This window comes from Psychrosphaera sp. F3M07, assembly GCF_018860345.1.
In the GTDB taxonomy this organism is placed as follows: domain Bacteria; phylum Pseudomonadota; class Gammaproteobacteria; order Enterobacterales; family Alteromonadaceae; genus Psychrosphaera; species Psychrosphaera aquimarina.
Genome location: NZ_JAHKPJ010000020.1, coordinates 291274 through 304085 on the forward strand (window position 1 = coordinate 291274; position 12812 = coordinate 304085).

12 protein-coding genes are annotated in these 12812 nt (G+C 37.9%); 6 read left to right on the forward strand and 6 right to left on the reverse strand.

The genetic code is table 11. The features are described 5' to 3' along the window. The first annotated feature begins 33 nt into the window (after positions 1–33). The 3 genes from KO505_RS10100 to KO505_RS10110 all read left to right on the forward strand — a co-directional run bounded on the left by KO505_RS10100 (position 34) and on the right by KO505_RS10110 (position 2845). On the forward strand, positions 34–822 hold the full coding sequence (locus KO505_RS10100) for a substrate-binding domain-containing protein (protein WP_216055325.1): 789 nt from the start codon (positions 34–36) through the stop codon (positions 820–822). Beyond that, positions 822–2375, forward strand: coding sequence for a sensor histidine kinase (locus KO505_RS10105; RefSeq protein ID WP_216055326.1), 1554 nt, complete (start codon positions 822–824; stop codon positions 2373–2375). The genes KO505_RS10100 and KO505_RS10105 overlap by 1 nt, the downstream gene beginning before the upstream one ends. Positions 2376–2446: 71 nt before the next feature. Beyond that, positions 2447–2845, forward strand: a complete 399-nt coding sequence (locus KO505_RS10110) for a ribonuclease E inhibitor RraB (protein WP_216055327.1) — start codon at positions 2447–2449, stop codon at positions 2843–2845. Between the two features lie 43 nt (positions 2846–2888). Here the strand turns inward: KO505_RS10110 and hldE are convergent, their stop codons facing one another. The 4 genes from hldE to KO505_RS10130 form a co-directional block, all read right to left on the reverse strand. Then, positions 2889–4346 (reverse strand): bifunctional D-glycero-beta-D-manno-heptose-7-phosphate kinase/D-glycero-beta-D-manno-heptose 1-phosphate adenylyltransferase HldE, encoded by a 1458-nt coding sequence (hldE, locus tag KO505_RS10115; RefSeq protein WP_216055328.1) that lies wholly within the window; start codon positions 4344–4346, stop codon positions 2889–2891. Between the two features lie 114 nt (positions 4347–4460). Beyond that, positions 4461–5321 (reverse strand): PA4780 family RIO1-like protein kinase, encoded by an 861-nt coding sequence (locus tag KO505_RS10120; RefSeq protein ID WP_216055329.1) that lies wholly within the window; start codon positions 5319–5321, stop codon positions 4461–4463. A gap of 38 nt (positions 5322–5359) precedes the next feature. Continuing rightward, entirely contained in the window at positions 5360–5935 is a 576-nt protein-coding gene (locus KO505_RS10125) for an SIS domain-containing protein (protein ID WP_216055330.1), read from the reverse strand. A gap of 8 nt (positions 5936–5943) precedes the next feature. Next, positions 5944–6597, reverse strand: coding sequence for a TetR/AcrR family transcriptional regulator (locus tag KO505_RS10130; RefSeq protein WP_216055331.1), 654 nt, complete (start codon positions 6595–6597; stop codon positions 5944–5946). Between the two features lie 450 nt (positions 6598–7047). On the opposite strand from KO505_RS10130, the gene coaD reads away from it, so the two are divergent. From coaD to KO505_RS10145, 3 genes are read left to right on the forward strand one after another with little or no spacing between them, the layout of a single operon-like run. After that, positions 7048–7530, forward strand: a complete 483-nt coding sequence (coaD, locus tag KO505_RS10135; RefSeq protein ID WP_216055458.1) for a pantetheine-phosphate adenylyltransferase — start codon at positions 7048–7050, stop codon at positions 7528–7530. 49 nt (positions 7531–7579) lie between these two features. After that, complete coding sequence (locus KO505_RS10140) at positions 7580–8815, forward strand: cystathionine gamma-synthase family protein (RefSeq protein WP_216055332.1); 1236 nt, start codon at positions 7580–7582, stop codon at positions 8813–8815. A 4-nt stretch (positions 8816–8819) separates the two neighbouring features. Further along, positions 8820–9707: a TraB/GumN family protein gene (locus tag KO505_RS10145; protein WP_216055333.1), complete on the forward strand. Its 888-nt coding sequence runs from the start codon at positions 8820–8822 to the stop codon at positions 9705–9707. A 95-nt stretch (positions 9708–9802) separates the two neighbouring features. Here KO505_RS10145 and KO505_RS10150 read toward each other — a convergent pair whose 3' ends face one another. Then, positions 9803–10819, reverse strand: coding sequence for a hypothetical protein (locus tag KO505_RS10150; RefSeq protein WP_216055334.1), 1017 nt, complete (start codon positions 10817–10819; stop codon positions 9803–9805). A gap of 58 nt (positions 10820–10877) precedes the next feature. Next, positions 10878–12800 carry a hypothetical protein gene (locus KO505_RS10155; RefSeq protein WP_216055335.1) on the reverse strand — a complete coding sequence of 641 codons (1923 nt, stop codon included), beginning with the start codon at positions 12798–12800 and terminating at the stop codon, positions 10878–10880. Positions 12801–12812: the final 12 nt, after the last annotated feature.

Below are 12812 nucleotides of genomic sequence, written 5' to 3' on the forward strand. Positions count from 1 at the left end.
ATTATAAAGATAAATGTCTATTTGGCTTACTGTATGAATTTCATCCGTTTATTGGCGTTATTTATTGTTTTACCGTTTTGTTTCGTCAGTTCCCCTATGGCAAAGACCCTACAAATAGGAACGAGTACCTCAACTGAGAATAGCGGGTTGCTCACATATCTTCTGCCACACTTTACCCAACAAACTAACATTGATGTTAATTATATTGCTGTTGGCACAGGCGCTGCACTCAAATTAGGCCGAGAAGGCAAAGTGGATGTGTTGTTGGTTCATTCCGAGCCCGCTGAATTAAAATATATGGCACAAGGTTTTGGCTCTCGACGTGAACCTTTCATGTTTAACGACTTTATCATTGTGGGTAAGGATCAAAATACATACACAGATTTACCTCATTTTTTTAAACACCTTGTGGATAACCAGTTGTTTTTTGTTTCGCGAGGGGATAGTTCTGGAACCCATAAAAAAGAAGAAATCTTATGGCAACAGTTTAATTACGATCCTATTGGTGAACCTTGGTACATAGAAACAGGATTAGGCATGGCCAAAACATTATTAGAAGCGAATGTACGCCAAGCTTATACCTTAATAGATAGGGGAACATGGTTGGCAAAGGAAAGCCAAGTTGATTTAACTATTGTTTTTGAAAATGCACCGCAATTATTAAACCCTTATTCTGCCATTGTAACCACGACTGAAAAACAAAACTATGCAGTTGCTAATCAATTTGTTGATTGGTTATTAAGCGATAAAGCACAAACGCTTATCGGCGAATTTAGAGTGAACAATAACGTATTATTTAAACCTATAGCGTTATTAAAATAATGAAAATTCGTACCCAAGTATTCAGCACTGTATTGGTAATGTTCGTCCTGTTAATCACGATAGGTCTGTCGTTATTTTATAGAATAAACGTGATTAAACATGATGTCACAATGTTAAATACCAAATTGAACAAGACCCTTTCGGTCGCCATCGAATTAGATCTCACCTTCCATAAATATAAAGAAAGCTGGAAGAACATTTTATTACGAGGTCATACCGAAGGGCGATATCAGACTTTTTTAAATAACTTTTATAAAAACGAGCGTAAGTTATACGCAGAGTTGGATGAGCTAAAAAACTTATTGGACTACGATTCCGCCCTATTTACACCAATAGATAAACTCAGAGATGACATTAAACTTAATAGTAAATCTTACCGCAAGGCGCTAAAAATTTATTTTGAGTCAGACCGTTCAGTACAAGAACTTGCGGATATGTTTACGGATTCTGAGCATGCTTTAAGCGTTGCATTAAGTGACATTAGACAAGCCGTGACCATGTTAAGTAATGACAAACTGAATAAGTTGGAGATAGATCTTGGTTCCAAACTTATGTTCAATTTTATCTTTAGCGCTCTGCTCACCATTTTATGTATTGCGTTATTATTATATATCTTAAACATACGCATAATCCGGCCAATTGAATACGCTATTTCGGTGGTAAACCGACTTAAGAATAAAGAAGAACATGTGCGCATGAAAGCATATGGAAACAATGAATTTTCCATATATTCTGCCAGTTTTAATTCGATGTTGGATTCTATTGAACTACAAAAGAAACAATTAGAAAAAAGTTCAAGACAGTTAATGGAAGCTGAAAAGCTAGCGGCATTAGGGGAGCTTGTTGCGGGTGTTGCACATGAACTCAATACGCCTCTTGGCATAGGATTAACTGCGTCTACCCATGTGAATGATTCAACCAAAATCCTAAAAAAGAGTGCCGATGAAGGTAAGTTAACCAAACGTCAACTTGATCAATACATAACAAACGTATTGGAAGGCACCAAAGTTATTGAAGGTAATATCTATAAAGCTAACGAGATAATTACGACTTTTAAACAAGTTGCGGTTGACCAGTCTAGCGAAAATAGACGTATTTTTGATATTAAAAAATGCATTGAAGAAAATGTGTTTAATATGAATTTAAAACACAAAGCTATCGACCATGAGATTAATGTAACGTCTGAATCGTATAATTTAGATAGTTTTCCCGGCCCTTTAGGCCAAGTCATTGTTAATTTAATTAATAATTCATTTATACATGGCTTTTCCGATGGTCGTTTTGGCATGATAGATATAGTGATAAAAGCCATAGATGCCAACTACATAGAAATTACTTACCAAGACAATGGTAAAGGCATGACACCTGCAGTGTTAAGTAAAATGTTCGACCCTTTTTTTACTACGGCTGAGGACAATAAAGGCACAGGTTTAGGCATGCCAATTGTGTTAAATATCATTAAAAAAGTGTTACAAGGTAACATTCAAATTGAGAGTAGTTTAGGCAACGGCTTTAAGGCTATCATTACTATCCCAAAACAAGTAACGGAATAATATTAACTGGCTGGTAAAAGTTATAAACTTTAACAACCACGCCTTTTCTCCCCCTATTACAAGGAAGATATATGTATAAAATCCTAATGATATCGTTATGCTCGCTGTTGATCTTTGGCTGCACAACCAAAAATAAACAAAGTGAATTCGACTATCAAACGTCTGATCAAGGTTTAATTAACCTTTTGGTTCAACAAGGATCCAACCCAGCAAAAATACACTACATTAGCTTTTTTATAGATTGTAAGTCTCAACAGGTGGTGACGGATATTTCACAGAAAGGGGTGTTGCTCGGGTTTGAAGATGATTACATAAACTTTTCTGACAAAGACCAGTTATGGTCTACTTCTTTAAACATGTCCATGCCATTAACATTAAATGAAGTTACAACATATAGGAATAAGCTCATGCCAATTATACCTGCTGGCGCATGCAAACATGTAGGGTGGGGATCTGCTGTAGTGAAGTAAAATTAGGGGGAAGGTTATTCAAGTACCCATTCCCCTGCTTTTCTTATTTTTGCTGTATTTTATTGATGATCTTTGTGGTCGAACAACCATCAACAAATTTAATGACAGCGACTTGTCCACCTTGAGCTTGCACAAAGTCAGCGCCTACTATTGTTTCGGGTGTATAGTCACCACCTTTGACCAACACATCTGGGTTAACTTGTTTAATGATGTTAAAAGGGGTGTCGTCATATTCATTGCCATTTAGCTCACCAAATGGGATCACCCAATCCACACTGGCTAACCCTGATATAACAGTCGCTCTTTCTTTTAATGGATTAACCGGGCGTGTAGGGCCTTTTAAGCGAGTTATAGATTCATCATTATTGAGACCAACCACTAAGCGGTCACCTAATGCTTTAGCTTGCTCTAAATAATGTACATGACCGGCGTGTAAAATATCGAAACAGCCATTAGTAAACACTATTTTCTCGCCACTTTGACGGGCAAACTCAATATGTTTTAACACTTCATCGAATGGCGTCTGATAGTGTGCTTGTTTAGAAGCAAACATATTTTTATTAACGACCCCATACAACTCTTCAGGAGAAACCGTAGCCGCACCTAATTTAGCAACGACCACACCCGCCGCTAAGTTTGCTACTTTAGCCGCGTCTGCTAACTCTAATCCTGCCGCCATCATCATAGCTAACGTGGCAATCACAGTATCACCCGCACCGGTAACGTCTGACACTTCCAATACTTGTGCTGGCATATCTACTTTTTCAGTACGTGTTATCGCTGACATACCTTGTTCACTACGAGTTAACAAAATTGATTCAATATTGCAGTTCGTCATAACATCTTGTGCTGACTGCCATATCACCTCTTCGTTATGAACTAGACCACCAGCGGCAATAAACTCGTCTTTGTTTGGCGTGATCACTGTTGCGCCCGCGTAATCAGATAAGTCTTTTGATTTAGGATCGATTAATACTGTCTTGCCTGCAGCTCGGGCCGTACTGATCATCTCTTTTATACACGCTAATGATCCTTTGGCGTAATCAGAAAATAAGATGAAATCAAAGTTATCCAATTCTTGTTCAAATTTTTGCTGCAACGACTTTGCGTGAGCAATTGCAAACTGTTCTTCAAAGTCTAAGCGTACAACTTGTTGTTGGCGGCTAATGACACGCAGTTTAGTGATGGTTGGTTGTTCGGTTTGTCGAATTAATGCGGAATTAATGTTTTCATCTGTTAATAATTGCTCTAAACGGTCGCCGTTTTCATCATCGCCAATAATACCTAATAAGGTAACTTGCCCATCTAAACGAGCTATATTTAAAGCTACGTTGGCCGCGCCACCCACTTTGTCGTCTAGACCACTAATTTTAACAACAGGAACAGGGGCTTCGGGTGAAATACGTTTAGAGTCACCAGTCCAGTATCGGTCTAACATTACGTCGCCAACGACTAAAATTTTTACATCAGAAAGGTGGTTAAAAATAGATAAATCAAACATAGATAAATTCACTAAAAGCTAGATAGGGTAAGCATACATTAAATATTAATTGTCGAACAGATGGGACCGCGTTGTCTAAGGTGGCAATTGCCCTATTTGCAACAACGCTAGAGGTTATTCTTCCGTGGCGTTGGCCGATTGAATTCGGTCTAAACGTTCTTGCTCTTCTTCAAATGCAGCGGATATTTCTTGTAAAACAGAATCCACATCGGCAGCACCAGAAGTATCGATATATTCGCCAGTGAGTGGGGTATCTGGTAATAAATCCCCCGCTTCATACAATGCCCACATTTCTAATGCAAAACGTGTTTTGCTTAGGCTGGGTTCATACTGTGCATAATAATTTGTGACGTTCTCTACATCACGAATTAACATTTTTTTGGCGTTATTATTTGCTGCGGCATCAACCGCTTGCGGCAAATCAATAATCACTGGACCGTGTTTATCAACCAAAATATTAAACTCGGATAAATCACCATGCACAATACCAGCACATAACATACGCTGAACATGGATCATTAATTCGGTGTGTTGTTTAAGCGCTTCTTCGCCAGACATAGTGATATCGTTTAAACGAGGTGCAACATCGCCATCTGCATCAACCACCAACTCCATTAATAACACACCGTCGTAACAACCATATGGTTTTGGAACACGAACACCAGCGTCAGCTAATTTAAATAAAGCATCCACTTCCGCATTGTGCCAAGACTCTTCTTGTTGGCTACGACCAAACTTAGACCCTTTCTCCATCGCACGAGAACGACGACTATTTCGACCTTTACGGCCTTCTTGATATTGGGCCGCTTTTTTAAAACTACGCTTGTTGGCTTCTTTATAAACTTTGGCACATTGAATATGATCACCCGTGCTTACCATATAAACAGTAGCTTCTTTGCCACTCATTAATTGGCTGATCACTTCATCAACCAAACCATCTTCGACTAAAGGTTGTAGACGCTGAGGGATCTTCATAATGAGCTGCCTGAAATAACGCTAAAAATTGAGTTCAATTATTGAGTTACCAGTTCGTCAATAGCTTCACATAACCAGTGACCGATAAACATGTGAGCTTCTTGGATACGTGCCGTAATATTGTTCTCGATTATAATGGGTAACTTGGCTATGTCTTTCACTTGACCGCCATCACGACCTGTAAGAGCAACGGTATATGCACCAATGTCATTAGCCGCTTCAAGCGCTAAGTTAATATTGGCACTAGTACCAGAAGTTGTTAAACCAATAACCACATCTTCAGGCTTAACTAACGCTTCTACTTGGCGAGCAAAAACAGTATCAAAATGATAGTCATTAGCGTGAGCCGTAAGGATTGATGTATCTGTTGTTAATGCCATAGAAGCTAATGCACGACGTTCTTTTTTGAAACGAACAACAAATTCAGCGGCTAAATGTTGGCTGTCTGCGGCGCTGCCACCGTTACCAAAAAATACGATTTTTCCGCCTTTGCCTAATGCATCAAAACATTCAATAGCTAAGGTTTCTGCAACAGGAAGGTATTTTTCCATTGCATTAAACAATTCTAAATGTTGTTTAAGGTTGTCTGCGTAACATTGTTTTAAATCAAACATGGAAACTCCTATTCATCAACCGTTTTGCCTTCAGCAAGGGCACGATACTGGGCTGAGATATCATTAATGGTATCTTTGTAATCTGCGGTTACATAAGGTTTAAATAACAAAATAACTTTTAATAGACCGTTGTATATCAATTCATCGGTCACATCAGCATTGTCTGAACTTGTTTTACAATAACTAATCCAGAAAGTAACTTGCTGTTTAATAATATTTGCCAAATCATCAATATCGTTTGTATCCATATTGATCACTTCTGCCACTTGTAAACTGACGATTAAATGATGAATTTTTTCCATCATTTTATTGTGAATTTGACCAAATTGAGTTCTTAATTCAGGGTCTCGAGCCATGATAACTGGCAGGTTGTCGTATAAAAAATTGAAGTGATATAACGCACTAAATACAGCATCAAGATAATTAGTTAATATTTTAACCGCATCTTGACTTGGTTTTACCGGCTCAAAAGAAACCGCCATATGGTCAGCGTATTTGGTAAATATATGACGAATAATTTCTTCTTTGTTTCGGAAGTGATAATACAAATTACCAGGACTGATATTTAAGTGTGAAGCGATGTGATTGGTAGTGACATTACGTTCACCTTGGCTATTAAATAGCTCTATGCTTGCTTCTATAATTCTATCTTTAGTTTTCATTTTTTTAACTCTGTTACTAGTACAGGAAATACTTGATCATCAAGTTCCATTTAGTGATACCGCATTGAATCAATACCAGCCCGTCACTAAGCTTTTTATTTCGGTTAACACAGCATTGTGTATGTTTAGTGAATTTAGATCAATAGCTCTATTAATATTCTTTTAATCAAAACCCGATGGTTTGTATGGAATTAATAACGAATAAAAAATAACTAATATTAATCAACGATTAAGCCCATTAAATAAAGCCTCATGGTCATTTTAACTGCGGTTTATCATTCGGTTTATTTAACCAATAACACTGCATGTGTATGGAGGATAATCTGATTGTGTAATTCCATATCACAAATTAAACTATACATGTTATTGTTCCTCATCCTAAATTTGTTACCAATCACGGGGTGATTAGTAATCAATTTAACCTCAAATTCAGCAATGTTAAGAGCAAATATAATGGTAAAAGCGATTTATCCCGGTACTTTTGATCCCATTACCAATGGGCATATCGATTTAGTTAAACGGTCGGCTAAATTATTTGAACATGTGGTATTAGCGATTGCGACTAGTTCTCGTAAAAAACCATTATTTGATTTACAAGAAAGAGTTGAAATGGCTAAAGCGTCATTAATCGATGTACCTAATGTAACCGTGGAAGGGTTCACTGGACTACTTGCCGATTATGCCAAAGAAAAAGACGCTAAAGTTTTGATACGAGGCGTGCGTGCGGTTGCAGATTTTGAGTACGAATATCAACTTGCCAGTGTAAACCGTACCTTATATTCAGAATTAGAGAGTGTATTATTAACACCAAGCCACGAACATGCCCATATTTCATCAACCATAGTCAGAGATGTTGCCGCGCATCATGGTGATGTCTCCTTGTTTGTGCCGCCATTAGTTGCCGATGCATTAGTGCAAAAATTTAACAAATAACGTCATGCTTAAGTAAAAATCAACACAGTTGTTAACAAGGTCATCTCCAATGAGTAAAACGCAATTCACTACTAATATTGTCCATGCAGATCGTAAACTTAACCCTGACAGCGGCGCAGTGCATTATCCCGTCGTTAACTCCGTTTTATTTGGTTATGAAAATCCACAAGATTTAGTGGATATATTCCAAGGTAAACAAGCTGGCCACGCATATGCACGCCAATCTACACCTACCACCGATGCATTACAGTCAATGGTTAACGATATGGAAGGTGGAGTAGGGTGTTTAGTATTTGCTTCTGGCATGTCGGCCATCACAACCACCTTTTTCACTTTGTTAAACGCAGGGGACCACATTATTGCGAGCCAATTCTTATTTGGTAATACCCCTAGCGTATTAGGCACATTAGTACGTTTTGGTGTTGAAGTTACTCAAGTAGATGTGACCAATGCTCAATTGGTGCAGGATGCTATTCAACCCAACACCAAAATGGTATTTACTGAAACGATTGCAAACCCGGTAACTCAAATTGCAGACTTAGATGGCATTGGTCAGTTATGCCAACAACACAACTTAGTGTATATCGTTGATAATACCATGACGCCTAGTTATCTATTTAAGGCTAAAGAGGTTGGCGCTAGTTTAATTACGACATCGTTAACGAAATATGTCGGTGGTCACGGTACAGTGACCGCGGGCGCTGTTATCGACACAGGCAACTACGATTGGGCTAACTTTGATAACATATTAGATAGTTTTAGGCAGCAGCCAACTCACGCTCAAGCTTTAACTCAAATTAAGAAAAAAGGGTTACGGGATTTAGGAGGATGTTTGTCTTCTGACTCAGCGCATTTGATTGCTCTTGGCGCTGAAACTATGTCATTACGCTTAGAAAGAGCCTGCGATAATGCCATGCAGTTAGCTCAATATTTAAATGATCATGACAAAATAGCCAAGGTCTATTATCCAGGATTAGAGTCTCACCCTCAGCACCTTGATGCAAAAAAATACTTTAAGACATTTGGCGCTATCATTAGCTTTGACCCAATAGCAGGGATTGATCCTGTAAAACTTCTCACTGAATTAAACTTAGTCATTTCAGCCACCCATTTAGGCGACAATCGAACGTTAGCTTTACCTGTGGCGCAAACCATTTTTTATGAAATGGGATTAGAAAACCGTCAAAAAGCGGGGATCAGTGAAAACATGATCCGTATGTCTGTTGGGATTGAAGATATAGGTGATCTGCTCTCAGATTTTGAACAAGCATTAATGAGTTGTTAATTTTATGAAAACTTACCAATGGATTAGGGTAACTGCCGTTTTATTACTCGGGCTTATATTAAATGTGAATGCTGAGCCTTTATGGAGTAATAAAAAGTCAGGAGGAGATGATTGGCTGTTAGGTACGATTCATTTAGGTGATGACAGTTTATCCACACTTCCTAGCAGTATTAAAACGGCAATTGATAGTGTTGATATGGTCATAATTGAAACTGACTTGTCATTGGTCTCTCCGTCAGATCAACAAAGAATATTAATGCAATACGCTACTTTACCAGCGGGCTTCACGTTAAAACAGAGTTTGTCAGAACCAGTTTATAAACAAGCGCAACAATACTTTGCTAACTATGGTGTCAATATAGAGCAATTTTCCAACTTTAAACCATGGTTAGTGGCATTGTCTATGGTTCAAATGTCATATGCAAAATTAGGATTGAATGCTGAAAATGGTATTGATAACCAAGTTCAAAAGTATGCCTTACAGCAAGGTAAAAAAGTAGTTGGTTTAGAGACCTACCATCAACAAATTAATTTTTTCAATCAAATAATAGAGCAGTTTCCAGAAGTAACCAATGACGATTTAATTCTAGATACGTTATCGGAAATCAAACACTTTAGTGACTTACCACAAGTCATGATTACAGCTTGGCATAACGGTGATATGCAAGTATTTGAAAAAATTTATAGAGACACGTTAGGGACCAGTAAGTTTGACGCTGCAGCTGAGCAAATATTACTCATTAACCGTAACCATAATTGGGTCACTGAATTAGAACCGGTGTTAAATCAACAAAAAGTTTTCGTCGCGGTTGGGACTTTACATTTTGTCGGTGACAAGGGTTTACCTTTGTTATTAAAAGATAAATTTGAATTAACGGATCTTAGTGATTAATAACTAATAGGGTTAAACGTAATTAACTTAAGTTTGACATTAAAAAAGGGCATTCAACATGCCCTTTTTTATCCGTATTTAAACCCATAGTACAATTAGTCAAAGTTCCAAAATGCGGTAACACTTGCATTCCAATATTGGATTTCATTTTCTGGGATGATCGCAGATCGATTTCTTTGCAATTCATCACTGAAACCAATATCGACAGCGACTTCGTCTCTTTGTCTAAAATAGTAATCCATTTTAGCAACAACACCAAAGCTTTTAGTAAAGCGCCAACCCGCGCCTATGTAAGATTTAATGTTAAAGCCAGAAAAGCTATCCGAGAATGACAAGGTTGGATTAGATGTATTTACAACATCATAATAGGCCGGTAAACCAACAATCACACCACCTAACCAACGTAAACCGAGATCTCTTGTGGCAAACCTAGAATCATAAATATAACCTGCCTGCAACACCACGGACGTAAAGGTTTCGGTAAAATTCACGATGCTTTGTGCTGGATTTACACCATAGGTGGCAATTAACTCATCTAGTTCTAAGGTACCATTTTCATTAACGTCTACCGCACCAGAACCGGCTATATCAAAACTACCAATAGAAGGCGTTAAGTGTGCACGGTTGAAATCATCTAAAGAACTGCCGTTATCAAAGCTATTTCTATCCATTAAGGTGCGAGTATAACTACCACCAGCAATAATTTGATGTCCTGGTGCTATTAGATAACCTAGAAAAATATCAAGCTCATTATGGGTAGAAGATGTCGCGTTTTTTTGGTAAATCCCATCAACGCTATTGGTGATATTACCATTGGTAACGGAGCCATTGGCTGTCCAATATTCATCCGTAGTGGATGAAGATAACGTACTGACCGTATTAATATAAAAACCAGCATGTTTATTAATTGGTGTATAGCCCCCAGAATAGTTAAATATATTAGTGGTAGTAGGCGTGGTTTCAAACTGTAATCCGCTGGACAGAGTGCCACTCTCTTTATATGACAATTCACCAACACCAAAACCTATATATGAATAAGCTCTGTTATTCACTTCTGAATGAGCTAAAAATGAACCAACTCCCAGTCCAAGTATCAATAACTTTTTGAACATATATATTTCCTTCATTAAAAAGGCTACCAAAAGGTAGCCTTGTTCTGTTCATTTGTGCTTAAAAGCCTAAGTTTTTATGTAATGCGTTAGGGATGCCATTAACTTCAAAACTTTCACATTGCGCTGCCGTAGTCGGAATATTAGCCGACTCAAGTAATCCAAAGTCTCTTGTGTTTGTTGCATCTTCTACTGCCACATCAGAGAACCATATTTCTGATTTTCCATCGTTAACAAAACGTAAGTGTCCATACTTAATATCAGGATCTGGCCCAGTGCCACTGCCTAATCCTAAATACGAATCTTGCTCTGCAACTGGAATTATAGCCTGTTTGGAAGCTTTAATTGTAAAGCTAACTAAGTCTTGATTTACTTGGACTATGCCGCGTGAGTTAAGCTCTTGCCATGTCCCTTTTAATAACACCGATGTAATATCATCATCATTATTGTTGGCGTTATATGCGTAACAAACCGACACATCACCCTCTGTGCTACTAGTATCATCACCACCAAAGAAGAACATGACTCGACCACGTTCACCATCTTCAGACTTACCAGACATGGACAATACTCGTTGAGCCCAAATACCATCTTCCCCCGCTTGTGGAGCTTCTGCTAGAGTTGAGTTTGTTACTGAGTCCGTTACTGAGTTACCGTTTGCCAAATCATCAGACAGTTGCTTAACATCAATCGTTTGATTGTTACTTCCAACAGTTTTAATCGCATCAATAAACTCAGGTGTTTGCACTTGAGTTGTTACATTATTTACTATATTTAACGCTGTATTTTCCGAATCGCCAGTATCAGTAGATAACTGATTAGAGACTTCGTTGATTGTGGTTGCAATAGTTTGTGTACTTATTAAGCCAGCATTAAAATCTTCGACAGTAGTAACATTACGTAAAGTATTATCCATTACACCATTTATATTCGAAATCGCAGTAGAAAAGTTAACTGATGTTCTAGGAATCAGCTCAGTTCCACTTCCAATAGAATTTCTCAAATTAAATATCGTTGTAGCAAAGATGTCTCTTATAACAATAGGCGTTATCGAAAACCATGTAATATTATCAGCCTTTGAGTTACTGAATTGAGCTACATCACTTTCTTCATACGATGCAATATATTCATTTAATGCTTCTGACACTAAACCGGACAGTGAACCTATGCCAGTATTGCCATCTTCATCCGTAGACAAATCAATGCCTTGGTTTTCCAAATAACCTTCAAACAGTGCAGTAATAGTATCAACGTTTTTCTGATATTGAACCGCAGACGCAAAAGTATTGATATTGGTTAATGTCTGTTGTGATGCTGCGCCTTTAAGACGCGTATGAGATTTTGCACTTGCTGTTGATTCGTTATCTACTTCTTCAGTAAAGTCGGTAAAATCTAACTTTAATAAATCTTCTACATTAAATTCATCAACGTCAGTAATGCCTATTTTGGTCAATAGTTCTGCTTTTTCGGCATCTGTTAAGCTTCCAACAAGTGTGGTTAATGGTGAAATAACAGGCAAAAAGCCGGGTTTACTGTCACTGCTTGTGGTAATTTCTAATACTTGTTGTTCCACTTCTTTGGCATCATTTGTGTTGCCTTGCAACTTCATTACACCATAAAACGGTTCGCCTGTTGATAAATCAACACCGCCCGCGATTCGAATAATAAAGTCACCTTCAACCATACCCGTTTTCAAACAGTACTGATGGTTTACATCTTCACAATAATCGGTATTGGTGAGTGGGCTATAACTAAAATACCCATTTTGGTCGGTATAGGCGTATGGTTCATGCGTATCGATAATGCCATCATCATCGGTATCAATCCATACGAATCCCCGAGCAATTCGGCCGTCAATAACTAAACCGGTGAAACTTGTTGCATCTTCTTGCTGTGTATCTTGGGTTGTGTTGTCGCTACAACCTGCTGCACCAAGCAACAATAAACTTATGCTGCTTGCTAATAATGTTTTAATAAATTTCATTTTCGACTCCTA